Source organism: Bradyrhizobium sp. USDA 4538, from assembly GCF_024171045.1.
GTDB lineage: Bacteria > Pseudomonadota > Alphaproteobacteria > Rhizobiales > Xanthobacteraceae > Bradyrhizobium > Bradyrhizobium australafricanum.
This window is the reverse complement of the sequence record NZ_JALJZE010000001.1, coordinates 7,012,233-7,036,790: the sequence shown is the minus strand read 5'-3', so window position 1 is coordinate 7,036,790 and position 24,558 is coordinate 7,012,233. Positions and strand designations below refer to the sequence as shown.

At 58.9% G+C, this 24,558-nt stretch carries 32 protein-coding genes and 1 tRNA gene; 13 read left to right on the top strand and 20 right to left on the bottom strand.

The window, feature by feature from the left end; translation table 11 throughout:
- Positions 1-246: 246 nt before the first annotated feature.
- On the bottom strand, positions 247-987 hold the full coding sequence (locus J2R78_RS32145; protein WP_057019619.1) for an urease accessory protein: 741 nt from the start codon (positions 985-987) through the stop codon (positions 247-249).
- 194 nt (positions 988-1,181) lie between these two features.
- On the opposite strand from J2R78_RS32145, the gene J2R78_RS32140 reads away from it, so the two are divergent.
- Together J2R78_RS32140 and J2R78_RS32135 are read left to right on the top strand one after the other, a co-directional pair.
- Positions 1,182-1,622, top strand: a complete 441-nt coding sequence (locus J2R78_RS32140; protein ID WP_253608095.1) for a hypothetical protein — start codon at positions 1,182-1,184, stop codon at positions 1,620-1,622.
- Positions 1,623-1,993: 371 nt separating this feature from the next.
- Positions 1,994-3,265, top strand: coding sequence for a site-specific integrase (locus tag J2R78_RS32135; protein WP_253608094.1), 1,272 nt, complete (start codon positions 1,994-1,996; stop codon positions 3,263-3,265).
- Positions 3,266-3,575: 310 nt separating this feature from the next.
- On the opposite strand, the gene J2R78_RS32130 is transcribed toward J2R78_RS32135, so the two are convergent.
- From J2R78_RS32130 to J2R78_RS32105, 6 genes are all read right to left on the bottom strand, one after another.
- Positions 3,576-4,010, bottom strand: coding sequence for a hypothetical protein (locus tag J2R78_RS32130; RefSeq protein WP_253608093.1), 435 nt, complete (start codon positions 4,008-4,010; stop codon positions 3,576-3,578).
- On the bottom strand, positions 3,970-4,488 hold the full coding sequence (locus J2R78_RS32125) for a hypothetical protein (RefSeq protein ID WP_253608092.1): 519 nt from the start codon (positions 4,486-4,488) through the stop codon (positions 3,970-3,972). The genes J2R78_RS32130 and J2R78_RS32125 overlap by 41 nt, the downstream gene beginning before the upstream one ends.
- On the bottom strand, positions 4,475-4,822 hold the full coding sequence (locus tag J2R78_RS32120; RefSeq protein ID WP_253608091.1) for a hypothetical protein: 348 nt from the start codon (positions 4,820-4,822) through the stop codon (positions 4,475-4,477). The genes J2R78_RS32125 and J2R78_RS32120 overlap by 14 nt, the downstream gene beginning before the upstream one ends.
- Positions 4,819-5,256, bottom strand: coding sequence for a hypothetical protein (locus tag J2R78_RS32115; RefSeq protein WP_253608090.1), 438 nt, complete (start codon positions 5,254-5,256; stop codon positions 4,819-4,821). The genes J2R78_RS32120 and J2R78_RS32115 overlap by 4 nt, the downstream gene beginning before the upstream one ends.
- 337 nt (positions 5,257-5,593) lie before the next feature.
- The gene (locus J2R78_RS32110) at positions 5,594-5,947 is read right to left on the bottom strand and encodes a hypothetical protein (RefSeq protein ID WP_253608089.1); all 354 of its coding nucleotides are present in this window, start codon (positions 5,945-5,947) and stop codon (positions 5,594-5,596) included.
- 72 nt (positions 5,948-6,019) lie between these two features.
- Positions 6,020-6,766 carry a hypothetical protein gene (locus tag J2R78_RS32105; protein ID WP_253608088.1) on the bottom strand — a complete coding sequence of 249 codons (747 nt, stop codon included), beginning with the start codon at positions 6,764-6,766 and terminating at the stop codon, positions 6,020-6,022.
- Positions 6,767-7,265: 499 nt separating this feature from the next.
- On the opposite strand from J2R78_RS32105, the gene J2R78_RS32100 reads away from it, so the two are divergent.
- Positions 7,266-7,520 (top strand): hypothetical protein, encoded by a 255-nt coding sequence (locus J2R78_RS32100; RefSeq protein ID WP_253608086.1) that lies wholly within the window; start codon positions 7,266-7,268, stop codon positions 7,518-7,520.
- A gap of 234 nt (positions 7,521-7,754) precedes the next feature.
- Here the strand turns inward: J2R78_RS32100 and J2R78_RS32095 are convergent, their stop codons facing one another.
- Together J2R78_RS32095 and J2R78_RS32090 are read right to left on the bottom strand one after the other, a co-directional pair.
- Entirely contained in the window at positions 7,755-10,277 is a 2,523-nt protein-coding gene (locus J2R78_RS32095) for a DUF5906 domain-containing protein (RefSeq protein ID WP_253608085.1), read from the bottom strand.
- A gap of 71 nt (positions 10,278-10,348) precedes the next feature.
- Positions 10,349-10,621 carry an AlpA family transcriptional regulator gene (locus J2R78_RS32090; protein WP_253608084.1) on the bottom strand — a complete coding sequence of 91 codons (273 nt, stop codon included), beginning with the start codon at positions 10,619-10,621 and terminating at the stop codon, positions 10,349-10,351.
- Between J2R78_RS32090 and J2R78_RS32085 the strand changes: the two genes are divergently transcribed.
- Positions 10,620-10,892 (top strand): hypothetical protein, encoded by a 273-nt coding sequence (locus J2R78_RS32085; RefSeq protein WP_253608083.1) that lies wholly within the window; start codon positions 10,620-10,622, stop codon positions 10,890-10,892. The two genes, J2R78_RS32090 and J2R78_RS32085, sit on opposite strands and share 2 nt — an antisense overlap.
- Before the next feature lie 49 nt (positions 10,893-10,941).
- Here J2R78_RS32085 and J2R78_RS32080 read toward each other — a convergent pair whose 3' ends face one another.
- The 4 genes from J2R78_RS32080 to J2R78_RS32065 form a co-directional block, all read right to left on the bottom strand.
- On the bottom strand, positions 10,942-11,811 hold the full coding sequence (locus J2R78_RS32080; protein ID WP_253608082.1) for a DUF4238 domain-containing protein: 870 nt from the start codon (positions 11,809-11,811) through the stop codon (positions 10,942-10,944).
- A gap of 125 nt (positions 11,812-11,936) precedes the next feature.
- Positions 11,937-13,637: an AIPR family protein gene (locus J2R78_RS32075; protein WP_253608081.1), complete on the bottom strand. Its 1,701-nt coding sequence runs from the start codon at positions 13,635-13,637 to the stop codon at positions 11,937-11,939.
- A 139-nt stretch (positions 13,638-13,776) separates the two neighbouring features.
- A tRNA-Thr gene (locus J2R78_RS32070) sits at positions 13,777-13,851 on the bottom strand.
- Positions 13,852-13,940: 89 nt separating this feature from the next.
- Positions 13,941-14,375, bottom strand: a complete 435-nt coding sequence (locus tag J2R78_RS32065; RefSeq protein WP_253608080.1) for a hypothetical protein — start codon at positions 14,373-14,375, stop codon at positions 13,941-13,943.
- A gap of 231 nt (positions 14,376-14,606) precedes the next feature.
- Here J2R78_RS32065 and J2R78_RS32060 point away from each other — a divergent pair, with 231 nt between their 5' ends.
- From J2R78_RS32060 to J2R78_RS32030, 7 genes are all read left to right on the top strand, one after another.
- The gene (locus J2R78_RS32060) at positions 14,607-14,864 is read left to right on the top strand and encodes a hypothetical protein (RefSeq protein WP_253608079.1); all 258 of its coding nucleotides are present in this window, start codon (positions 14,607-14,609) and stop codon (positions 14,862-14,864) included.
- Positions 14,865-14,878: 14 nt separating this feature from the next.
- The gene (locus tag J2R78_RS32055; RefSeq protein WP_168856709.1) at positions 14,879-15,112 is read left to right on the top strand and encodes a hypothetical protein; all 234 of its coding nucleotides are present in this window, start codon (positions 14,879-14,881) and stop codon (positions 15,110-15,112) included.
- Positions 15,113-15,180: 68 nt separating this feature from the next.
- Positions 15,181-15,426, top strand: a complete 246-nt coding sequence (locus J2R78_RS32050; protein ID WP_076831538.1) for a hypothetical protein — start codon at positions 15,181-15,183, stop codon at positions 15,424-15,426.
- Between the two features lie 175 nt (positions 15,427-15,601).
- Entirely contained in the window at positions 15,602-15,790 is a 189-nt protein-coding gene (locus J2R78_RS32045; protein ID WP_057019624.1) for a hypothetical protein, read from the top strand.
- A 55-nt stretch (positions 15,791-15,845) separates the two neighbouring features.
- Entirely contained in the window at positions 15,846-16,025 is a 180-nt protein-coding gene (locus J2R78_RS32040; protein WP_253608078.1) for a hypothetical protein, read from the top strand.
- Between the two features lie 138 nt (positions 16,026-16,163).
- Complete coding sequence (locus J2R78_RS32035; protein WP_253608077.1) at positions 16,164-16,394, top strand: hypothetical protein; 231 nt, start codon at positions 16,164-16,166, stop codon at positions 16,392-16,394.
- A 134-nt stretch (positions 16,395-16,528) separates the two neighbouring features.
- Complete coding sequence (locus J2R78_RS32030; RefSeq protein ID WP_253608076.1) at positions 16,529-17,068, top strand: hypothetical protein; 540 nt, start codon at positions 16,529-16,531, stop codon at positions 17,066-17,068.
- 36 nt (positions 17,069-17,104) lie between these two features.
- On the opposite strand, the gene J2R78_RS32025 is transcribed toward J2R78_RS32030, so the two are convergent.
- The 3 genes from J2R78_RS32025 to J2R78_RS32015 form a co-directional block, all read right to left on the bottom strand.
- Positions 17,105-18,265: a DUF2652 domain-containing protein gene (locus tag J2R78_RS32025; RefSeq protein ID WP_253608075.1), complete on the bottom strand. Its 1,161-nt coding sequence runs from the start codon at positions 18,263-18,265 to the stop codon at positions 17,105-17,107.
- A gap of 101 nt (positions 18,266-18,366) precedes the next feature.
- The gene (locus tag J2R78_RS32020) at positions 18,367-19,215 is read right to left on the bottom strand and encodes an alpha/beta fold hydrolase (RefSeq protein WP_253608074.1); all 849 of its coding nucleotides are present in this window, start codon (positions 19,213-19,215) and stop codon (positions 18,367-18,369) included.
- Positions 19,212-19,580 (bottom strand): hypothetical protein, encoded by a 369-nt coding sequence (locus J2R78_RS32015; protein ID WP_229162601.1) that lies wholly within the window; start codon positions 19,578-19,580, stop codon positions 19,212-19,214. The genes J2R78_RS32020 and J2R78_RS32015 overlap by 4 nt, the downstream gene beginning before the upstream one ends.
- Before the next feature lie 492 nt (positions 19,581-20,072).
- On the opposite strand from J2R78_RS32015, the gene J2R78_RS32010 reads away from it, so the two are divergent.
- Positions 20,073-20,321, top strand: coding sequence for a hypothetical protein (locus J2R78_RS32010; protein WP_016843366.1), 249 nt, complete (start codon positions 20,073-20,075; stop codon positions 20,319-20,321).
- Positions 20,322-20,390: 69 nt separating this feature from the next.
- Here J2R78_RS32010 and J2R78_RS32005 read toward each other — a convergent pair whose 3' ends face one another.
- From J2R78_RS32005 to J2R78_RS31990, 4 genes are all read right to left on the bottom strand, one after another.
- Complete coding sequence (locus J2R78_RS32005; protein ID WP_026192929.1) at positions 20,391-20,630, bottom strand: DUF6719 family protein; 240 nt, start codon at positions 20,628-20,630, stop codon at positions 20,391-20,393.
- Positions 20,631-21,579: 949 nt separating this feature from the next.
- Positions 21,580-22,296, bottom strand: a complete 717-nt coding sequence (locus J2R78_RS32000; RefSeq protein WP_057019633.1) for an outer membrane protein — start codon at positions 22,294-22,296, stop codon at positions 21,580-21,582.
- A gap of 358 nt (positions 22,297-22,654) precedes the next feature.
- Positions 22,655-23,080, bottom strand: a complete 426-nt coding sequence (locus J2R78_RS31995; protein ID WP_253608073.1) for a hypothetical protein — start codon at positions 23,078-23,080, stop codon at positions 22,655-22,657.
- A 230-nt stretch (positions 23,081-23,310) separates the two neighbouring features.
- A complete protein-coding gene (locus J2R78_RS31990) occupies positions 23,311-23,631 on the bottom strand; it encodes a His-rich protein BRANT (RefSeq protein WP_063790156.1) in 321 nt (106 codons plus the stop codon).
- 286 nt (positions 23,632-23,917) lie between these two features.
- Here J2R78_RS31990 and J2R78_RS31985 point away from each other — a divergent pair, with 286 nt between their 5' ends.
- Positions 23,918-24,466, top strand: a complete 549-nt coding sequence (locus J2R78_RS31985) for a lipopolysaccharide assembly protein LapB (RefSeq protein ID WP_253608072.1) — start codon at positions 23,918-23,920, stop codon at positions 24,464-24,466.
- The last annotated feature ends 92 nt before the right edge of the window (positions 24,467-24,558 follow it).

The window sequence follows — 24,558 nt, the reverse complement described above, 5'->3', positions numbered from 1 at the left end:
GCGTCCCGAATTGTTCCACCACAAACTAATCCAACGGCTTGGCGGAAGGGTTAAGGACGCCGGCCAAACTGCCGGTAAGCCTAACGCGTAAGCATCGGCATCCGGTCAATGCGGCCGTGCGGAATCAGAAATCGTTAACGGGCGCCCGGGAGCATGAGCCGGAAAAGTGCGAAGCGGATTTCCCTCGCGACAAACGCGGGACGCGTTTGCGCGGAGATCATGCTCAAACAAAGAGCCGCCTACCCGTCAGGTGAAGGCGTTCTCGACGATCGCGTGGACGCCGATCGCGATCGTGACCGCGCCGACCGCCATTTGCAGGCCGCGATTGGCCCAGGTCAGCCAGCGCGCCGAAGCTGCCAGCGGCACCGCGATCACGCTGGACAGCACGCCCATGCCGATCATGGAGCCGATGCCGAACAGCGCGACATAGCCGAGCCCGATCACCGGACTTGGGGCCTGCGACACCGTCAGCACCAGGAGCGCCGCCGAGCCGGCCATGCCGTGCATCAGGCCGACCAGGAGCGTGCGCCAGCGGAAGCCGTGCGCATGGCTGTGCGCGGCGCGGACGTGCGGCACGGTGGACGCACGCGCCACGGTGGACGCAAGCGCCACGGTGGATGCGGCTTCACCGGCATGGCTGTGGGCGTGGAAGTGCGTCGTGCCGTCGCCGTGCGAATGGGTGTGGAAGTGCACGCGGTCGCGCCACAGCCGCCACCACACATGCGCGCCGAGGCCGACCAGCATGATACCGACCGCGGTCTCGATCGGCTGTGCGACCGTTTCCGGGATCGCGCGCCCGAGCAGGATCGCGGCGCCGGCAAAGATGAACAAAGTGAGCGTGTGGCCAAGTCCCCAGGTCAGCCCGTGCTTGACGATGTCACCGACATGGCTGCGGCGGGCCGCGATGCTCGATACCGCCGCGATATGATCCGGCTCCAGCGCATGCTGCATGCCGAGCAGAAAGCCAAGACTCAAAATTCCGAACATCAATCCCCCGCGTCGGCACCGACATCAGTCCGTTCACCGCTGTACACGCAATTCTCGTCAAAGGCAGCATGCTCCGGAACGCATCATGCGCACGAACCTGGTGAACTTCACACTGCTTTGAACACAGGGCAAGGCCGCGCTGGAACAGGCACGGCACCGCGAGATTAGCTCTCGACGACGAGAGGAGATTTCGCATGACACAATTCAAAATCCTCGGCGCAGCAGCCCTGCTCGCCTCGGCGCTGGCGAGCCCGGCGATGGCGCAACAGACGATCGGCACCCCCGCGCGCTGCTCGAATGCCTGGCCGGACGCCCGATGCCAGGCGATGGCACCGGGCACCACCCGCACCGCCTATCACCAGCGCATCGGTCGGCGGGACCAAGGCTGGCAGGGCAGCTACAACCGCTATGACCCCGGCCCGTTCGCGCCCGTCGACGCCGCGGCCCGCGTGGCCGGTGGCGTCGTCGGCGGCGCGGTCGGCACGGCGGCTGCGGTCGCCACCGCCCCGTTTGGCGGCCCCGACTATGCCCGCGCCCCGATCGGCGGCGCCGAATATGCGCGGCAGAACGGCTTTGTCTGCACCCCCGGCACCTGGTTCCGCGGCAGCGACGGCCGCCAGCATCCCTGCCAGTAGCTCAGCTGATTAGGCCGACGGCGCAAAAGGCGGCCCGCGGGCCGCCTTTTGCTGTCGGGCCGATACGGGGGCGCGATCGCTGCTCGCCTGCTCGGTTCAAGCCTTGGTTCTGGCTCTGGCGCGCCAAGTCTGCTATGCGAGCGCGCAAATCATTCCCAATTCGCCGGCTTAGCTCAGCGGTAGAGCAGCAGTTTTGTAATTAGGTTTGGCCGAATATGGCTCGATTTACCCCGGCCAGATTGCGGCGATTATAGCGGTGAAAATGCTGTTTATTCAGTAGTTTACTGTTCCATTGAGCATCGGTTTGTGTATGGTTCGGTATGCCACGATAAGGCCGCCGGAATTACCCGGCCGGTTACCCGGACAAACCGATGCTCCCCGCACAGCATAAGAAAGCCGCCACGTTCATTAAGAATTTGAAGGCCACCGATGCCCGTCAGGAAGTCCCTGACGACGCTGTGAGCGGCCTCTACCTCGTGGTCCAGCCGTCCGGATCGATGTCATGGGCGGTCCGAACCAAGCTGGACGGCAAGCCCGCAAAAGTCACCCTGGGCCGCTATGACGAGGAAGGTTCCGGTCTAGAACGGATCGACCGGCCATCTAGCAAGCAAGTCCTGAACATCGCGGAAGCGCGAGCATTGGCCGAACGCGTGAAAGCCGACGCCAAACGCGGGCATGATCCGCGCCAATCGAAAACCGAACGCTTTAGCCTCGAATATTGGCTTGATGAATTCATGAAAGCCGCCCGCTCAACCGGGTTCAAAGGCCGTCCGGTCAAAGCATCCACAGCGGACGAATATGACCGCATCATCAAGACGGATATCAAACCGCACTGGAAGCACGTCACGGACATTCGAACCCTCGATTATCGCGACGTTGAAAAGCTGATTGACAAACTAGACCCCGGTGCCCGGCGAAACGCATTCGCGCTCTTGTCCACTTTCTTTCGATGGAAGGCCGTCATACGCCTAATTGGCCGCAATGTGATCGAACTCGCGCACTCCCCTCCTAAACCACGAAGCCGGGACCGCGTTCTCTCTCACGACGAAATTAAAGCCGTTTGGAATGCAGCAACAGCATGCGGCAATCCGTTTGGCTCGTTGGTCAAACTGCTTTTGTTGACCGGACAACGACGCGACGAAATCGCCAACCTGAAATGGTCCGAACTATCTGAAACGCTCGATACGATCACGTTTGAAGGATCACGCACGAAGAACGGCCGCGCTCATATCGTACCGCTTCCGCAATTAGCAACCACGATCATCAAAGCGTTGCCACGAGTAGCGATCTCAACCGACAAGCTGTCGGACTACGTATTCACAACGATCGGCACCACGCCATTCAGCGGCTTTTCCAACGGAAAGATCGCGCTCGATAAGCATTGCGGCGAGCCGGCGTTGCCGGACTGGCACTTGCATGATTTGCGTCGGACTGTTTCGACCGAACTCGCGAAACTTCGCGTGACACAGGAAGTCACGGAAGCAATTCTGAACCACAAATCAGGCAAAGTCAGCGGTGTCGCGGCGATCTACAATCGCTATGAATACGCCGATGAAAAGCGCGAAGCCTTGAAACTGTGGGCGGATCGCTTGCAGGAAATCGTCATCGATCGGCCGCGCCCAAGGCTTGTTGCATCTCAATGAGGCATTAAGCTTTCAATTACCATTATCGTTTCCTCTGACCGGTGAAGATTACCGAAACAGAGGCACATGAAATGGAATGCCCAATTTGCAACGATCTTGACGCGCAAGAGATGGAACGCGATTTTTCAGACGAGCGCGCGCTGAAGTGCCCTACTCATGGCGAATTTCAGTTCACGGATACCGTACGCGCTACGCGGATGAACGAACCGCGTGAAGCTTGGGAGCGCGCACATACGAGAGCAATTGTGCGCGCGGTCAAAGAATCTGGAACACTTGGCGGAAAGCGACCACAGATTACAGATTACGATTTCTAATCGCCCCGGGCCGAACTCTTAATCGCGTCGATGAACAGCGCGACGCGCGGTCCTGTGAGGCTTAATCGTTCGTCGGCGAGCGCGGTTTGAACCGCTGCTTTCAATTCGCGCATGCCGTGGTTAGTTGAAATCATCGCGTGAACGTGCGCCAGTCCAAGACGTTCAATGAATTGCTTCGCCAGTCCGGTGTAATCTGGCAGGCGTCGATGGGCGTATTTTTCGACAACTGGCGCGATGGTTACGGGTGTTAGACCGGTTTCTTTGCAGAGCTTTATAATCTCTGCGTCGTGTTGCGATGGCGGCAACGTTGCGATGAACATGCATCGCTCTTCAACACGTTCGTAGAATTGCAGTGTGGATAGATTGTCGCGTCCGCGCGTCATCTTTTCATCAATCTGCGCCGTATCGTGTTCGCCAGTCGATTGCGTCATTCAAGATGCTCATAAAGGCGCGTGCACGGTCGCGTGGAGTAATCGTTTCGAGCCAGTCGAGAGCATCGTTTTTCTGGTTGGTGTACTGTTCGAAAAACAGCCCAGTCTCACGAGCTTTAAATGTGCCGCCCGGATTGCTGTTGCGCATTGAATGAAACGTAATGATCTTGAGCAACGTCTCACCGTTAACGAGTAAATTGTCATACCCAAGAGCATCTTTAGCGATGCGAAACGGATCGGGCATCCCATCAATGAGCATCAGCGCCATTACGCGTTGAATTATCGGTCGCTTGTTCGTCTCATACATGCCGTGCTTACGGTCGAATTGCTTTGCAGTTACAAAGAATCTAAACGTTGATGGCATCGGTTGCCATGTGTACGGATCGATTTCAGCACCAAACGTGTAGACGGTTGGCGTTGGGTACTCCACGTGGATCATGTGCCAACCTTCGGGAAGTATGTCGTCAGCGTTGTTCATCTAGAAGTATCCTGTAGATTATTGCAGCATCATCGTCGCTCGCCGTGCTCAGAATTCGCGGCATTTCGCCGAATAGTGCAGTTTCCACGTCGCGGCGCATCGTTGGCGGTCCATACCCTTCAAGCATTCGGGCATATGGCCGCGCTTCAACTTCGATTTCGTCATCACGCCGCGCTTTGCACCGCTCAAACCATTCATCGTGACGTGTCTTCCAGCGTTCATAGTGTGCACGGTCGTCGGGTGATAAAGCGTCTAATCTTGCCGCCAAACTATGGGCTGGCTTTACAACCGCCAGTAATGCCGCAATCTGTTTCTTGATGGACGCGAGTTTCACTTGCTCTGCTTTTGAGTTGCTACAAGCGCGGTTAGTTCTTCCAATTGACGCTGAATATCGCCGATATCCGCAACACTCTTAAGTTTCTCCATTGCGATCGCGATTGCCTTGGTCTCATCCGCACTCAACGTTCCGTCGATGAAAGCTTGCTTGATCGTTTCGGGTTCGGCATCGTCCAATTCAACGGTGCGCGCCGGTGGCAGGCAGTAGCGCAGGATCAATTCCAGCGCCTTCCAGTGCGAAGGACTGTCCTTATCGTTGAGCGCATCGCGAAGCTTAACAATTGCATCTTTCCCCATATCTTTGATGCTCGCGAGCATCTCTGACGACAACCGATTGCGAGAGCCGCGCGGCCGTCCCGGTGTTGTTAACCACCGTCCTTGCGCGTCACGGTCGCTTGATTTAGGGGCGTCTAGCGTCGGCACGTTGTTCATGGCTCAGACCCAGAAAATCTTCACATTGGGGAAATTGTAAAGCCACGCGGCAACGCTAGAAGTCTCAACCAAGGCGCTCCGACCTTTCTTCACAGAAAACTGCGGAGCGCCAAACGTTTTTCTCCAATGGGCGAGCGAAGCACGGCTACATCGCAGTGCTTCGCGCACTTCATGCGCTTCCATAAATTGACCCGCGCGCAACGTGACAACGGGCGGCAACGTTGGTCCGCGCCGTCGCATCAGTGCAGCGCTTCCACCATGTCAGGATGGTCTTCTGTGAACAGCCGCAAATCTACGCCACGATAAAGCCCGTCCGGTAGCTGGAAGATGGCAACCGTCATTTCGTCGCAGCTGTTCGTTGGCTGCAAATCGATGTCCAACGTAGCGCTTTCAGTATGCCGTCATCATCAAGGCGAAAGAAACGCTCGCGCAAATTGACGGCTTCGCATTCGAGATGGCAATTCGGGCGCATCGTCGGTTCATTGCCGTCTGCATCACTCATCAAGCGTAGATCGATGCCTTTGTATCGCCCATCGTCCAGCATATAAATCGCGATGACTGCCGAGTTCATGTCGTCAGTGATGTTGCAATCGGCATCGAGCATCGCGCTAAATTCTATTGCAGTCCCGTCAGCAAGATGAAAACACCTGCGACGCTTGTCCAAGATTGCGGTGTGAATGTCGTTCGCCATGATTACCCTATGGGGTTGTCGTGATGGAGGCTGGACGATGGCAGCAAACATCGTCCAGCCGTCGAGTGTGGATCAGTTTCCGGTCAGAAGCGCGAATGCGTCGTCGGTATTCACGCTGCAAGCCAAGCTTACGGCGGCGATCATGTCGCGCAAAACTTGCGTGCCATTGGCGAAATGACGCGAGCGTGCCTTGAGGTTATTGAGGCCGGTCTGCGCATCAGCAAGCACGGCTGCCTCATCGACCCCGAACTGTGCAGGATTTTCGGCCGATGGCCTTAAAGGGTGATCGGCGGCGATTCCGGTCTTGGCGGCGTGGTTGAGAAGCATGTACCGGTCTTTTCCGATACCAACGATGTCATCGGGCAAGGGGTTCGCTGCGCCTGGGATGTTATCGAGGCACCCGGCCTCAACGATCCCTGCCAACGCCTGATACGAAAATCCGCTAAGCATTCTCGCCTTGTCCGGCAGCCCGGCGTTGTCGAAAGCGAGCACGGCGCGATTTCGGATCGGCTGATTTGAGGCATTCGAGGGCGGGACGCTCATAGCCTCAATCTGTGCCTTGGCTGTCACCTGCCCATAGGCAATCAAAGCCGCCTGCGCCGCTCCAAACGGTGCGCGGAGGGTGTTTACCACCGCTACCCGATTGTGCTGATCGACAACGGTCGGGAGAAGCGTCGCGGCGTTGTTGTTCACGATGCCATTGAAGCCCTCCTGTGCCGCGAGCAACGTTGCGAAGGGCTTAGCAAGTTCCGGGGGAAGGTCATCCCGAAAGAGCACATTCACGGAAGCTCCGGTCTCGGTCTTTACGAGCGAGGACATGCGGCCTCGCGAGGTGTTCTGCATGCTGGCTTGGAGAGGCATCGGCTGATCCTTTGACGTGTTGCTCCGGTCCGGTCATCGGATCGGTGACCTTTTGACGCATAGCTGTGTCGCGAGGGCCGTTCAACACGATAATCATCTCTATACTGTCGTATTTACTTGTTTTTATATCGGCATGAATATCAATACTTGTGCACGACAAGTAATCAGAACATCTGATCGCAATAATCATCGCAACGACCATCGCAAATTACGCTGAGCAGCAAATCAGCAAACAGCAAGGCGACAGTGCAAACGCACGCAACATCAACGCGATAACCAGCCGCTTTTTTACAGGGGTTCATTGTGGGGTAATTCGGTCTGCTCTAAAGGGGCGAAGCGGACACGCCACCCGAACACTAGAGCTTGCGATTTTGATAAAGTTTTAGAGCCGAACGGCCATCCTCTTTTAGTAAGTTTGCGACATAAGGGAGTGGCGCTGAGAACGACTGGATCAAACGTGAGCTTCATCAGATCGACAATCCCTGTCACACTATTGTTCGCATCCATCGGCTTCGTGTGTTTCGGTCTGCTGGACACGGTTGGTGGAAAGCTCTTCAGGCAATTCGTCGCCGACCCCCGGATCGCCATCTTTCTCTCTGCACTGTTTGGCGCGGCAATAGGCTATGGAATTGGCTGGTCTGTGATCAGAAAGTACGGTCTCCCGCACAGCGCGACACCCTACGACGTGGACGCCGCCGCGAAGCAGAGCTAACAACTAAGAACTGTTCGGCGTATTGCTTCCGTTATTGGCCAAAGCCGACATGCCATGGACGCCAGGCGATGTCTGATTTCAGGGCGTAAAGCCGACATGGCGATTTATGAGCACGCGCCCCTAACAGCGCGGCGACAGCGGCGACAGCCCTCTACAGCCCTACAGAGTGATGTATCGGGGGAAACATTTTTTCCTAAAGGATATAGGCCCTGTCGCTGCTGTCGCCGTTCCAAATTATGAAGCGAAGGCAACTGTGAACGGGAGAAGCCCATTTGTCCGCAACCTGTTTGCTTCGATGTTCGCGAACTGCACATAGAGCGCTGGGTCGGTGTAAATTTGCTGCTCGTTCAAATCGCGGATGATCACCAAGCGAACATTGTCTTTGGTGACGCGCTTTTCGCAGAGAAGCATTTCTTGCTTCGATAGATTTCTTCGGATGGCAGTTTCGTTCACGTTCGGAATTCTATGCTTCACAAACTGTTTGATCGTCTCGAAACGCGCCGCTTGCGCCTGCCAATGGTCTTTAAACTCCGCCAAGGCTTGTTCAACCTCATTTGCGAGGTTCGAAAGCATTCTTTTACGCGCGTCGTTTTCGATGCTGCGAGCGCCGATGTTGAAGCCGTCTAGCGACAGCGTGGAAAGATGCGCCCACACCGCGGCTATGAATTCATTCTGTCTCGCTCTCTCGTATATGAAATTGTAGTAACCCGTCGATTGCGGTCGCGTCGGGTTTTCAACAATGTTCCAACGACGGTCGTTCTGTTCGATCGGGAGCGCGTCCCAATTGTTGCTGAATACGAGCCAGCGCAGCGCGTTATGCTCAACCCATTGCAATCCGTGTTTTTCGTTGATCTCGCGGTAGTCGGCATTGACCATTGTTTTCAGTTTTTCCGACAATCCCCAACTGTTCGCACCGCGCATTCCCGCTCGCGCTTCGTCCACGACCATCAACAATTTGCGCGACATTCGACCGTTGTATTTCCCTTCGAGGATCGTGTCTAAAATCGCATTGTTGAGCACATAGCCGCGCAGTACGCGGGACAAGACACCACTTAGCCAGTTGCGGCCAATTCCGGTTTGCGTTGCCACGAAACACCATCCGGTTTCCACCTTCTCGCCGGGGTGTCGCAGAATGTGAGCAAGCCACTGTTCAAATCGCTTTCGTTCCGTTTCGATCGGTATGAGATAGGCGAGGTGTTCGCGCCATACAGACAGCCAACTGTTCCGCAACTGATCATCGGTGATGAAGTGCTCGGCAAACGTTGGTTTGATCAGCCCGCGCCAAACGTTGAATGCGCTTTCGCCTGGTCTTTCTGGCGGTTCGCAGACAGGACCACCATTCGGAAGCCATGTGATAGCATCCACGTTCATTCGCTTGGTGCTTTTCAACCACAGTTCTAAGCCGGGAACTACTTTTTCTTTTTCCTGCCCGCTACGACCGTCTTTGTATTTTACGGTTTCCAACGATGCCGCATATGAATTGCGCGCGACGCTCATCGACAACACTTCGCGATTGATTGCGCTGGCAACAGCGCCGCTGTTTCCGGTCTTAACGAAGAATAGGCTCGCTTCCATTTCGACCAATGTCATCAACTTCGTCGTTGTGTCGAATTCAAGCTGTTCGCCGATGCGCTCGTTTTCTTTGCGTTGCTTGTCGCGCCGCTCTTGATTGGTGCCGCGATAAACGTCGCGGCATGCCACGTAGCTGCTATTGGCCGTCCTGTTGCGGTAGTACGCGCGCTTAAGCCATTTATCGCGTTTGCCCAACGCGGACATGCTAAAAAGCCGGATCATTCGCACATGATCTTTGCCGGTCCAGAACGTCAGCTTATTCATCAGCGCCAAATCCGCCGCACTGTGGTCGAATTGGTGTCCTGTCGATGACGGGTAGAACTGGTTCAGCACTTTGGTATCGGCATTCCATAGCGCGGCGAACGGAACGCGTTTGCTCAACCTGTCGAATTCGATCTTGGCAAACCAATCACTCGGATTGCGCATGATCGTGTCATTTAGCTCTGCAAGCCGATCGTCTGAAATCTTGTCATCGGATGCGAATATGCGAACCAATAGTTCTTGATCGTCTTCCGGCCCCGCCCATCGTGGATCGCGGATCGTCTCAATTTCTTGATTGTCGCGGTCATATTCGCGAACTGGCAGGAATGTTTGCAGCGATGCCGTTTGCTCTAGGTCAGAGTTCCCAACCCATTCGTTGCCTGCAATCGCGACGAATCGATTGTGCTGGTAAAATTCAAATCGGCCGCCCCATTTGTTGCGACGATTGCCGAACTGACTTTTGTCGCCTCGCATGATCAGGTGTAAGCCTGTTCCCGATTGGCTAATCTCTGCTGCTACGCCCGGAAACAACCGCGTGAAGATATTGGTTGCTTCGTCGTTATATATGCCGGTGTCCGGATCGCGGCACCCATCAAGATCAACGAAAATGTACGGATCGTTCAGGGTGAAAACGAAACCGATCCTGAATTCTGGATTAGCCTCTGCGATATTCGTTGCGATTTCGAAGCTCGCCCATGTGGTCGGATTGGTTGTGTCGGCGCGTTGAAGTGTCTTTGGATCGTAAGGAACCTTGCGCGGTTTCGGTTCACCGTCGTATTGCTCAAGTCGCCACAATACCCATTGCGGAAGGGTTTTCAGCCCCGCGAGAGGATCGGCGAGGCTAGCAGGCGGCTTTCCGCTATCGAATGCGCGCAGTGTCAGAAGCGCGCGATTGAGGTGCGAGGCGCGAGCGTGTATAGTCATGGTGCTTTCCTAAAAGACGTTGATTAGAGGCCCTGCCGGGTTCCGACTGGCGGGGCCTTTTCCTTTGGGCGCTAGGCGGCGCTGGCGCGGTCGCTGATGAACTTTTCGAGGTCCGAGCGACGCCAGTAGCGCCGTCCGCCGATCATGATCGGCGCAGGAAAGCCCGCCAGCGGAGGAATGATCTTGTTGCGCGTGCGACGGTTTAAGCCGTGCTGCCAGCAATGCAGCGTCATGTGAGAAATGTCGCCAAGCATCGTCCTGGCGGTCTTGGAATTAACGAGGATGTCGCTGGGTTGGAGTGCGGCGTGCGTGCTCGCGTCAACGAGCAGGATCGTTGATGTCATGGCGGATGACCTGATGATGATGTTGAGGGGTTTGCAGGCATCCGCCCGCCGCGCGCCGCGTCTCTACCGCGACTTGGGCCATCCGACCCTTACACCCGACGCATGCGCGTCGTGGCCGATCGAGAATGATTCAATGAGTATGGTTCGTCAAGCGCGAGGCGCGACAAATCAACAGCGCGTAACGGCTGAAATTACCCCAGCGTTTCCCCGCCAATTCGATGCCGGAATCATCGTGTTGAAATCATTGCTGTCCGGCGTGTCCGTCATCTAATTCTATAACCGATGCTCAATTCGTTTGGCGTCGCGATCGATGGTGACAGTTATTCAAACGGCGACCATACGATCTTTTCCCCGAGGCGATTTTCTACGAAACGTAGATGCCTGTCATTGGTCCCGTAGACGAACTTCCGCGCCTGACGTGCCATGCGGTCGTTCCAAGTTGCGATAATCTCCGCAGGTGGCATTGATATGACCTGTTGCGCTACCTTGTCGGTGGCGGCAATGCAGAGCATGTGTTGTGGCGAGAGAGCCATCACGATGTGAGAATCGTCGCCCTTCAAGCCGTCTGTCATCACAATGGGGCGATCGGACGTGAGGATTGTGTGCTTGAGATTTTCAAACCTGCCGAGGTGCCAATGCATGCTGAGCAGTCGATTTCCAACCTTCTCACTTTGCATGACGTTCGCCAAAACTTCCAACTTGCTGATCTCCGTGACGCGCTCTCTGTTCTTCTCCAGCCATTCTTCGGCAGTCGGAGGATCGTTCTTTTGCTTCAAGCTTTCGTAGTCTTTCAATAGCTCTATCGGGCGTGCGCCATCGTAGTAGGCTTTCAGCTTCTCGAAATTGCGCGCGACGCCTTCGGGCGTGCGGTGAATAAGTGTGAGTATGAAGCGAACCCACGCCATTTTCTCGCGCATGGGCGGGATCTTGCGCTCGTCCAACATGACACGAAGCGCAACTGCTGCAGTTCCATCGGCAATACTCAAGAACTGATTTTCAAAGGCGTCAGCAAGCTCAGGTGGAACGCCTTTGAGCGTGTAGAGCCCGCGCACGTATCCTGTCCCACCGGGATGCTTCATCTGCGCCTTGACTTTGTCATACGGGCGCGCGTACTCGCATAGGCGACCGTCAGAACCCGTCCACTGCTTCAAGAAAAACTCGGGAATATAGTGATGCTTCTGACCCGGCAATGAGTGCCCTCACCACCCGTTTGCCAACTGCGAATAGGTACGGAAACAGGGTCGACGTCCTAGATCAAAAACATGGTCGATGATGCCGCGCACCGTCGGCCCCTTAGCGCAGGCGTGATGGGCGATCATATCCCGAGCGACCCCACCGGAGTTAGCTTCGCTCCCAATTTTTTAAGAATCGCACCACGCATTTCTGGCCCCTTTGCCACCGATTCTGTCCCGCCAAGACCAACATATGTATTCGTGACGAGATCAGTGAGGTTCTTCAGCAAGCGCGCGTCGATTGGCTTGAGCGACGTCGCAAGCAAGGAAGCAAGCTCTTTGTCTGAAGGTGGCGCGGTCTTATTCAGAAGGGTGCAAGAAACGGCCATCGATACAAAATATCGAATGATCGACCGCACGTCCTTAAGGTCATCGCCGCGATCGCCTATGTATTTGTCAACCTGACGGTGGATCAACATGCACGTGACGAACATGTCCCGGTTGTGACTTTCACTGAATATTCTGTCGTAGTCACTTTTCAGAACGCGCGACGGAGTTGCGTAGGCGTTATTTGGCTGTTGCAGAAGTATGGCGATTACTGCGCGCGCCAATGTTTGAATGCTGATAATCTGATCGACGGGTTTCTTTAGCTCCCGATATTCCCCCTTTCGACGTTCATAGAAGAGACCGTACAGGCGAAACTTCTCCTCAATATCGAAATGGATGGGATCGGTTGCTCGGAGAGACACCTCGTTGATTGGTGTTTGCGAGTTAGTCGCCCGAATAATCTTGCTTCTAATCTGCTCGTCAGGCGGCACAATGACGCGCACTAGGACATTGCGGCTATCGGCCTTGTCGGGCTGATCTTTGAAAAACTGAAAGATTTCGTATGAGGTTTGAAGTCCATTCACGACTTCCGGCTTTTCAATTACGATCTTGTTGCCGACAACGGAGCATTTCGACGCAAGGATGGTGACCCCATTATTCAACCACCAGAACTCGGGCGCTGTCGTTTCCGCAAGCGACTGTCGGATCGCTGTGTTGACGATATTCTTTGAACCCTGATAGTCGCGCACATTTGGTTCAAGCATGTTCCTGCGAACATCGCCGTGTTCATCGCGGAGGAGCTTTGCAAGACTGCCAAGTTTCACCAAGCAAACAGCGGAACCATCGTCAGCTGTAAACTGCTTCGATATGTCCAACATCTCCGTTGTGTTGGGAGCGCGTCTGGCAGCAGCCAGTAATCTTTGCGCGCCCCAGAATTCGAACGCAAATTTCGCGTTTGAAAGTTGGCTCTTAATGTAACCTTCGAGTGATTTAACCCGCGCAGCGACCTTAGTGTTTGGTTGCTGATCGCTTTTGGTCGCATAAGCGAAAGAGACGTTCATGGTATGAGGGCTAGCTAGGATTTTGGTATAAAAATCTCGGAATCGCCGGATTGCCTCGCGTGCAGCGGCATTGAGATGCACCATGGCGTCAACGTCGCGATTGTGGTCAAGCAAGTCCTTGCTGAAGGCTTCCAGTTTCGTAACGGCTGTTTCCGAGAATCCCGTTTCAAGCTTGGCTTGGATGATGACGAGTTCCGCCGACAAAGCGTCGTCGGGAAGGTCTGTCTCATCCTGAATGAGGGCCCGGTTTACAAAGAAATACAGACCATCGACACCGCCGTCATCTTGGCCTGCAAAGATACCGGATTCTATTTCATCATCCGATAGGTCCGCGTCCTTCAGTACCTGCCGGATAGCGAACCGTTCAAAAGCTTCGGATACCGGCAGGGACGGATACCGGTCTGTGCGGAAACCCTCAAAGTTCGTCTCAAGCCCCTTTATGTCCCATTGGCTCATGAAGCCCCCCAGAATGAATTCCATCTCGCGTGGAAGAAGATGGCGCACGAATCGGCGCGGCGAAGTTGTATCTCCAACGAATGGAGATCGCGAGCCGCATTTAGTGGGGGATCAGGCCGTCGCTGTGCTCGGGGTCAGATGGTGCCGGCGGAGAGGATCGAACTCCCGACCTTTGGTTTACAAAACCACTGCACTACCGCTGTGCTACGCCGGCCTCGCCCGCTCATATCAGAACAACGACGATTGCAGCAATGATCGCGTCTCAATTTACCCCGTCGATTACCCCCAAAATGATATCTGCGATCATCTGACTGAAAAATCATGCATATTTTTGATGAAGCCACGGTTTTGTAAACTGAAGGTCGGGGGTTCAATCCCCTCAGCCGGCACCAATTGGCTTGGATTTCCGGTGCAGTCTTGGCCATGGCGAGATAGCTTCAGTCTGCCGAGATCGACCGTCGACCGCAGCAGCCGCGCCAGCTCGCAGGCGAATACGGCAGTTCCGAGCATGGGGAAGCGTGCTTCGACGCTGCAGAGCCGTCCTGAGCATGCTTCTTCGATGCCGACGCCGAAGCAGTCCGCTGCTGCAAATCCCTTGATGACCCCGTGAACGCCGACCGTCCTGCGGCCGATGCTGCCTTCAAACCGAAGTGCCTGGGCATCGCGTCCTCCATCAGATATGCGCGGCCTACGCCGCGTCGTTCCCGGCTGCGATTCGAACACGTCGTCGCGATTCAATCAAAGCGCTTCGCCTGATTGCCCACAATGTACAAAGCGAGCCGTAGTATTCCGGTTGTCGGGAGTGCCACATCGTCGATCGCACTCACCGCTAGCCAATACAACGACCCTGCGCTTCGCAATGTTTTGCAGGAAGCGCTAGCGATAACGTTGAGCACTCTCGCGACGACTACTTGTGATTTTGTTCCCGCTGGCTATTGTTCCGGCACTTTCACCTTTGGGAATTTCAAAATGAAGATTGTTTTCTGCACCGCGATTGTCCTGTCCACACTCGCCGTCGCTCCGGCGAACGCCAGGGAGCGCAATGACAGCCCTCACTCCCAGGCCTGCATGGCCAAGAACGGCTTCAATCTCGACATGTGGCGCGCTCACTCCGCGGGCACCGACGCGCAGGTCCTGAGGTACATCCAGTGTCGGGATCGGGTGTCCGCAGCACAGGCCAAGGCGATCGGCATTCGCGACCATAACTTCAGCGCGGGCTATCGATGAGCCTCGAGGGTGAGATGAAAATCGGACTCGCCCTTGCCTTCCTTGCCATCGGCTGCATCCCGGCAAGCGCCGCAGGCTGGACCTGCTCCGCCCCGGGTCTGATCTCCGGGTCGTATGATGGCGGCGATAGCGCCTACATCCATCTCACCGGCTTCCCGAACGGCAACAACTATCCTGTCGCGAAGAAGGGCAGCCGGGCCACCGGCACGACGAAGATCGGCACCCGCTTTGTCTGCACCCAACGCTAAGGCACACCGCCAATCCTGATCGGCCTGAAATTATCGCCGACCAGACTTCACCATTTTGAGGAATCACCATGAGATTGCTGATCTTGCTCGCAACCTTCGCCGCCACCATTTCGGCGGCCACCGCCGAAACCGCTGTCGAGCGCCAATGCGCGTCGGGCAAATGCACCTGCACCTACATCGCGTCGACCTGCAAGACCTGGAATCGCACCCATGGCGGCGACCTCGCCATCTGCGACAGCTACCGCGAGAGCTGCCTGCAGAGCGGCCGATGGGACGACAGAAACCGCCACATCGACGTGGTGGTGAAGCGCTGAGGCAGTTCGCCCTTTCCGAACCGGCGCTGCGCCGCAGGGCCGGTTCGGAAAGGCGCTGCGACACTCCCCTGGCAGGAATCGTGGGATCCTTCCCGTAAGATCACCCATCCCTCGCCTTGCTTCTGTTCTTGCGGCCCCAAACGGGGTATGCAGAATGCGGGGTGGGACTCTGCCAATGACCTATTTGATCCTTGCCCGAGATGGCACCAGCCGAATCGTGCTGAAGCGCGACAGCGAAGACGCGGCCGAGAAGAAGGCTCGCGAGCTGAAGGAGATGGGCTGGTTCGAAGTCGAGGTCCGCGAGGACAAGACGGCGCCGGTCACGTCGGCTCCCCCGGCGGATCGTCCACCGACGCTGCAATGACGCTTTGATGAACCTTTGCCGGGTGGCCCTTACAGATATGTGAGGAGCCGCCACGATGTCCGACACAGCACATTACCGCTTCCAATCCGATCAGGCGCGACGGCTGGCCCGGCAGGTGACCGACGCCGCGGTGCGCGACAAGTTGCTCGAAATGGCCGAGGAATATGGCCGCTACGCCGACCTGATCGAGGCCCGCAGCATCGAGCAGGTGCCCGCCGCGATAGCGGCTCATTAGGCTGGCCCCCGCCCCGTTCCGGACGGCTCACCGGTTCGTCCTCTCCTGATGCTCGTCCTCAAGGTGAGGCCAAATCCGCTCGACAACGCCCTGAGGATTTGTTCGGAACATTATGCCCTTTCACGCGATTTTCCTCGCATGAGGGTCCGCGAATCCGACCGCAATCTGCTGCTTCTGGGCACGTTCACGCTGCTCAGCGTGGCCGCGGCCGGCCTCGTCGCCCTGCTCGATCCGGCACCCGCGCCGGCGAACCCCACGCCCCGGCCGCCCGCGAATCACGCGTCGGCATCGGATCAGGGATTGGCCCAGACCCCGGTCCGGATCGTCGGTACCCCGTTCGTCCCGAACACCAATCCCCGTCAACGCTGACCGTCCACGCCCGCGCGGCGTGTCACAATTATGTCACCGCGCCTACCAAACAGGCGTCTTCGTCAACCATCATGATGGCGAGCGCTTGATTCCGCGCGGTTGCTTTGCTGGAATCCGCGCGCTCAGGGTGCGCCATGAAGTGGATGAAAGAACGCGATCTCCTGATCGCGCAGACAATGGCTTTCGTACAGTCGGTGAAGGGCAAGCTGCCCGACGCCGAGCTGCCGGCGCCTGCCCCACGGACGGCGACGGCGACGGCGCCTGCAGTCCAGCCGGCCGCCACGCCGCCCTCCGCTACACCTGCCCCCGCCGCCGCGTTGCCGATCGCCGCTGAACAGGCCTTGGCCGAGGCGGTCGCCACGCTCAGCGTCAAGGCTGAGGTGCGGGCTGCGGTCGTGCCGCCTCCGCTTCCGGCGCCGACCGTGATCGAGGGCCTGCCCCCCGCTCCGTCGCCTTTGGCGGTGACGGTCGTCGAAATCCCGCCTCAACCGGCGCAGCTGCCGCACTTTGCCAGGCTCGACATCAGCGGCGACTTCGGATCCGAGGTGCGGGAGCGGGTTGCCAATTTCCGCGCACAGCAGCAGCGCTTCCTGAAGGAGCGCGAGGAATATTGCACCACGACCATGGCCAAGGTCCGCGCCGCGATCAACGAGCTGCCGCGCTCGGGCAAGTAACGCAGCCCCATTAGACCCCGGACTGTGCGTTGGGCATCAGCCGCGCGCGCCCGATTTCACCGGCTCGGTCAGGAAGCGTCCGCTCGATCGCGTCAATGCCGGCTCCTCCACTGCATCGAGGGCGGGCTGCTCCCCTTCCAGCATGGATCGCAATCCGGCGATCGCCTTGGTCATGCGTTCGGCATATTTCACCGCGGCGCCGTCGACGAACTCTCGATCCTTTGGTTTCGGTTTGGCGACCCGCAGCTCCAGATGCGTCATTCCGTTTGGACCGTCCAGAACGGCGCGAGTCATCACGATCCGCGGCGCGCCGGGAATCGGAAGCGTGATGCCCACCGTGAAATAATCGGTCGGACGCCAATCGAGCATCTCCTCAACGACGGTATGGTTGCCGTGCATACAGTGGTTCCTGGTGCCGGGACCGCGTCGTCCCTTGCCGGAATCCTCGACGATGGTGTCGGCGTCCCACCATTTCTGCCATTGCCCGGGCACGGTGAAAAACTCCCAAACAGTCTGCCGCGGCGCGGCGATGTCGAATTCCAGCATGACGTAGGCATCGTCGCGCGTCACCTGCATCCGGGTTTGCGCGTCTTCCTGCCGCCACGCCGCTTCCAGATCGCGCGCCCACAGCGTGACGTCGCCGATGACGTCGATGGTTTCGCGATGGGCGATGAGACCCTGGGCGACCGGATCGACACCCATCGCGCGGATGGCCGCGTCGCTGTAGAGCGCGTAGGCGCGTCCGCCGACCTTCTCACCAACCGTGTTCTTGAGCAGCCGGTGGACCAGAATGACGTCGCGCCCGGCGAGCTCCTCCCTGCCGCCCATCTTCTGCTTCACCATCTCGCCATGATGGACCACGAACTTGAAATCGAGATCGCCCATCGCGACGCAGGCCTGACACTCGCAAGTCGAGGCCTGGCGCACGTTGCGCAGGCGCCGGCGGAATTTGAAATAGGCGCCCTCGATCGCGTCCTGCAGCAGCGAGCCGTCGATCTTTTCGGCGGTGGTGTAGACGAACGCGGCGTCGCCTTCGAACTTGGCGAGGCGGAATGGCGGGCGCAGCGCTTTCACCACCGTATCCATGAAATCGGCGATGATGTCCTGCGCATGGTCGAGCTCGACCGCCGCAAGGAAATTGGTATAGCCGGAGATATCGGCAATCGCGAAATAGGCCGCTTCAGCCTTCGGAAGCATGGGGACCTCCTGCGCAACCGGTTCACGCCCAATCGTGCGGATGCGCAGTCTGTCATACCGCGCCGCCCGAGGTCGAGGACCAAAGCAACCCTGGGCGTGCGCTAGCGGCCGCCGATCTTCTCCAGCACCGGCAGCAGGTGCTTGAGAAACTCGCCCGGATTCTCGCTCATCGGGAAATGGCCGAGGCCCTTCATGATGGTGGCCTCAGCCCCGGCAATGCTGTTCGCCACCGCCAGCGTCTCTTCCGGCGTGCAGGAATAGTCGTACTCGCCCGACAACAGAAACAGCGGGCAACGTCTGGTGTCGATCTCGGCGATGCGGGCGCGGATGTCGCCGTCGACCTTGTAGAAATAGAGGTCGCCCTTGAACACGCCGGGCCCGCTCTGCATGTAATGCCACAGCGTCTCCCACCGCTCCTTGTCGGGCGCGTCGGGGCCGACGAGGCCCGAGACGATGGCGGCGGCGACCTCGCCGCCATGCACGTCCGGCCGGTGCAGGAAATTCAGGTCGTAATAGGGATCGACATGCGCGCCGGCCTGCAGGCCGATGATGGCGCGGAAGCGTTCGGGATGCTCGAGCGCGAGATGCAGCGCGATCCGGCCGCCGATCGAGCAGCCGATCACGATCGGCCTGTCGAGGTCGAGCGCGTCCATCACCGCCAGGATCATGGTCGTATATTGCGCGGAGGTGAGCTGGTACTCCTCGTCGTGCCAGCCCTGCGGCGGCGACGACTTGCCGTGCCAGGGCATGTCGAAGGCGATGACGCGATGGTTGCGCGTGACGCGCGCATCGTTCATCAGGCCGCGATATTGCCGCCCGTCCGCGCCCGCGGTGTGCAGGCAGAGCAGCGGCGTGCCCTCGCCCGCCTCCTCGACATAGACGCGGTGGGCCCGGCCGAACAGCTCCAGATGCATGTAGCGGCCGACGATCGGTTCGAACCTGGCGCTCATGCGGCGACTCCCTCGCGGCGCAGCTTGCCGAGCGCCTCCTTGAAGTAGCGCAGGTTCGCCATGAAGATCTGCAGCTCGCCCTCGGCCTTCAGCACACGGCGCTTGATCAGCGCCATCAGGTCGTTCGAGCCCGGCGGCGGCCGCCGTTCGCAGAACCGGTCCCACTCCTCGTCCGAGGTGCGCAGCGCGAACGACGACGAGGGCATCACGAACGGCCCCTTCGTCACCGCGACGATCCGGCCCTCATGGATCGCGATCAGCCAGGCGGCCGCGCCGATCTCGAGCAGGAATGTCGTGGTGAGATAGCGGCCGCGCCGCACCAGGCCGGCGTCGCCGTTGACCCGTTCCTTCAGCGTGTCGATCATGTCAGCTCCCCGATCGCGGCCCGTCCGCGCAGGGCGCAGCGGGCGCTTGTTCTGCCGACAATGATGGGAGCAATGCCGGTGCCGTCAATCGCCAGCGGCGCCGCGCGGCCCTCGCGTTTTCGGGTGGCCACCACATACGAATTTTGGCGGGAGCCGGGAGATCTAAAGCCAGGACCAGACCAGCGCCACGTTGGCGGCGCAGGCCGCAAGCAGCGCAACCGCAAGCGTGAGCTGCACGCGTTCGTAAGGGGGCTGGTGGATCGCTCTCATGGCCGGAGCATCCGGCGATTCTACCCGGAGAGTCCCGGGGATTCTTTTTTCGGGGGTTTACCACCCGTTAAGGACTCAGGGCCATTCCGTGAAAGGGCCGAAATGACTCATATTTTCAGATACTTGCCGCAAATGCTCGCTCACGGTTCCGTGATCGGAACGGCGATATTGCCTGAAACCCAAAACGGAGGCTGGCGTTGTCGGTTGTTTGGGGAACGACGAATGCCGTACGCGCTGTTTTATCAGGACGCCAAGCTGAGCAAGGCCTACCCGACCGAGGCGGATGTCTGGACGCTGGCAAGGAAATCCGGCCTGGTGGTGGATGCCATCTCCGAGGAGAAGTCCGCGCCCCGCCCGGTGCTGGATAACGACTACGAGATCCGGCCCTGTCAGCTCGAGCCGAACGAGGATCCGGCCAAGAACAAGGCCGATGCCGATCGCGAAGCGCGCCTGGAGCCGCGGTTGAACTGATCAGACGTTAGGCTGGCCGGCGGCGCGCAGCGGCGGGCCGGGAATGCGATGGGTGCGGTCGCCCCGCGCCTATGGCGTTGCCGTCGCCAGCGAGGCCTGTTCGGCGGCGAGCGAAACGCAAATCTTCCGCCGATGCAGACCCCGGATCGCGCCGGTCACCTTGAGCACCTTGCCAGCCGAGCAGGACGCATCCTGCACGAACACGACCTCATAGGGCGCGAGCGCCAGGGGTTCGGATTTGAGGATGGTCTGGGCAAGGCACGGCACGGAGACCGCAGAGAGGATCAGCCCTAACGCAAAACTACGCATGTTCGTTTGTCCACCAGCCCGGCGATCGCATAATAGCGCAGCACGATGAAAGTTCCGTGCAATGCAGGAATTATTTTTTGCATTGCACGATCAGGCCTGAACATCAGGTGAATGTGGGGTCGTAGCTTCGGTGGAGCGGAGCGAAATCCGGGGACTTCGCTCGTCGGATCGGCTGCCCCGGATTACGCTGCGCTCGATCCGGGCTACGGCTATACCGCATCCGCCGTCATTCCGGGGCGAGCGGCTGGCCAATCGGGATAGGGGGGAGCCTCGCAGCCCCTCCCCTCCCACACCACCGTACATACGGGTCCGTATACGGCGGTTCGCTGGATTAAGCGGCAAGAGTTGTTCTGTTGCCGCCGTAGTTTGGGTGTCAGCAATCGTCGCGCCAGCTTCGACTCCTCTGATCAGCGTCAGTCAGGGTTTCACCCCTTCCCGCCGTTCCGAGGCCAGTTGCCCGGAATTCAGTCGCATGGCCGATGCGATATCGCTGCATCTACTCGTCACTTCCAGCGTTCAGGCCTTCGGCGAAACTCGTTCCGCCTACTATGCCCTCTGCTGACTTCTGCACTGCGGTCAGATCGCCTTACGACGACCTCAGTCTCGTTGCCGAGACGCAGCGCAGATCTCCCGAGGTAAGATCGACCGCCTTCGCCGCACGCCCGCCGGATTTACCACCCCGGCCCTTGATGACCGTGGACTTCGCGATCACGTGCTCGCTCGTCCGGCCGGGTAGGCCTCGTTATCCGGTTTTTGTCCATCGGGCCGCGGCTTTGCTCCACGCTTCCTTCAGACCCCACCTCGCGATGACGCCCTTGCGCTTCGCTAATCCTTCACCGTCATCAGGCTGGATAGAGGACTTCCACCTCCAAGCTGCCGGTCATGCTCGGCACACACAAAAAAGGCCGACCCGAAGGCCGGCCTTTTCATTGATGCGATGAAGCCGCGATCAGTAGCGGGAGCCGACCGGGCCACCCCAGCCGAAGCGGTAGTTGACCCCGAGCTTGACGGTGTGCTCGTCGTTCCGGAAGCTCGTGCCGACGAGGTCGGCCGGGCCGCTGGTGAAGTTGGTCTTGCCGAAATTGTAGTACTGGTATTCGGCCTTCGCCGACCAGTTCGGGGCGAACATGTATTCGAGGCCCGCGCCGACCGTATAGCCGTCCTTGTGGCCGCCATCGGTGGTGAAGGACGCCGGCACGCCGCCGACCGACGCAGTGATGTTGTTGTTGTCGCGCCAAGCATAACCGCCCTTGGCGTAGAGCAGCGCCGGACCCCAGGTGTAGCCGAGGCGGCCGGTCACCGAACCGATCTGGTCGGTATTGCCGGTCACCAGCGTTCCGCCCGGGAGCAGCACGCCATTGTTCGAGGAGCTGGGCAGCCAGGAATACTGCGCCTCGGCGCCCATCACCCAGTTCGGGGCGAACTGATAGTCGAAGCCGCCCTGCACGCCACCCATGAAGCGCGCGTCGCTGCCCATCAGGTTGTTGCCGTCGGTGAACGCGCCGCCGACATGGCCGCCGATATAGAAACCGGTCCAGTTGTAGACGACGGCGGGGGCGGTATAGGGCGGCGGTGCCTTGGTATAGGTGCGGGCCGGCATGTCAGCCGCAAACGCAGGGCCCGCAAGGGCGGCCAGCGCGACTGTGCCGAGCAAAAACTTCTTCATTTCTGATCCCCGTTACTAACGCTGCGCTGTTAAGCCAAACAACGTGACCTCAATTAGGTTGCTTTGGGGCAATGCCGCACCCGTGATGTTTCCGAGTTGTGACAGGGTCGCAACAACGCCCGTTTGTTCCCTGGCACAGCAAGATTTTTCACCGGTTAAGCAACCGCATCTCGGCTGGATGTAGGTCGCGGACGGCTAAGTTGAAGTTCAACGCTCCCCGAAAAGTGATCGGAGTTTGCTAACGTTTCGATCAGGCTTGCGACAAGCCGCCGCGCAGAAGCGCGATCAGATCGCGCTTCTGCGTCTTGTTCGGGCATGATCTTTTCGGAAAAACCGCTTCACTTTTCCGGATCATGTCTTAGCGCGACATCTTTTCCAGTTCCGGAAATGCCGCGTAGGTCGCGCCGGCGCAGGGCTCGGCGGGGTTGTCGAGGATGCGGTCGAGCCGGCCGTCGACAAACAGGACACCGCGCTCCCGGGCGGCGCGGTAACTGCCGTCGGTATCCTTCGCGCTGTAGCGCAGGCACACGACGTAACGCAGCCGGCCGCCGACCGTGCGCTGCGCCGGCTCGGCGATAGCAGCCTCGCGGACCCCGACCGGATTGTTCAGGTAGGTCCGCATGAAGGCTACGATCTGGTCGCGGTAGCGGTCCGGGAACGGCTGGTTGGCGACGCCGCGATCGTCGGTGAAGGTGGTCGGCCCGCCGCCGTCATCGCTGGTGAGGCAGCCGGCGAGCGGAAGCGAGAGCAGCAGGATGGCTGCCAGTTGTGATGAAATCCGCAAACGACGCTGTTCCCTGAGTCCCCGGAGGCGTCTCATAAACTGCCGGGCGGCCGAAGGGAATTCGCAACTCGGTTATTCCTCGCCCGGGTTCACAACCGGAGCCAGACGCACTCCGGCCCGTCGCCATTGGGGAAGCAATGGACGGACGGGCCGGTTCTGCATCCAAAAGGCGCAGCGGGGCAATGTGGATCGAAACTACGCCCCTCGGATCAGATTCAACCGCGCTTGGGTCAGCCGCGTTTGGCCGGCGCGACGTGCTTGGTCGCGACCTTCGCGTGGACGTGCTTGGTCGCATGCTTCGGCGACTTCACCTTCAGCATGCCCATGTGCTTGTGGTGGCGGTGATGGCGATAGTGCTTGTGGTGCATCTTGGCGTTGGCGTTGCGCACCTTCGACGGCAGCTGCTCGCTCTTGATCACGGGAGCGGCCTTCGTCGCCGGGGCAGTCGTGGTCGCCGGCGCGGGCGTTGCGGCCTTGCCGGTCTCGACGGCGAGCGCGGGCGCTGCGATCACGGACATGGCGAGCAGCGCGGCGGAAATCGTCTTCAGCATGATGGTCCTCCTCGTCGGGATCGAGAGGTCTCCGGCCGGATGGTCGGCCTCACCGATCAATGCACGTGACCTTATGGGCCGCGCACTGAACCCGTTCTGAAGGACCCTGACGGACTTCATTCATGTGCATGACATCTCTGTCATGTTTTCTCCTCTACGGCCGGAAAAGCAGGATCACGCAATCGTGGGATCGGCCGGGAATGTTCTGCACCCCTGGGTGTTCAAGTCATCAGGCTTCGGTGTAGGATTACCGAGCACGATCAGGAACGATCAGGAGCAACCAGGAATGAGCAGGAAGACGAAGTTTTTGGGCCTCGCAGTGCTCTCGATGACGCTCGCCTCCGGGCCGGTCATCTCGGCCTACGCCGCGGGCAGCGACAATCCCTCGCCGCCGGCTTCCGACAGCGGCAGCAGCAAGGGCAAGAAGGCGAAGAAGGACAAGAGCTCCGCGATCGACGATCAGAAGTTCCTGGCCGGCTATCGCGCCGCCTACACCACGATCTACGACAAGCACGACTATACCGCCGCGATCGAGCAGCTGAAGGCGCTCGGCCAGGATGATCGCGCCGACGTCGCCAACCTGATCGGCTACTCCTATCGCAAGCTCGGCGACTACAAGGTCTCGCAGATCTGGTACGAGCGCGCGCTCAAGGCCGACCCGGCCCATGTCCGCACCTGGCAGTATTACGGCCTCTGGCAGGTCGAACAGGGCAACCGCGATCAGGCGCAATACCATCTGAACCGCATCGCCCAGCTCGCCGGCACCAGCAGCGACGAATATCGCTCGCTCGCCGCAGCGCTGGAGAAGCCCCCGGGCACCGGCCTGGTTTACTGAGTTAAGGCAACCGCTTCCTACATCGAGCCGGCGTGGCCACGACGACCGCGCCGGCTTTTTGCTGCGTAGCTGCGTAGCGCACAGCGAAACCC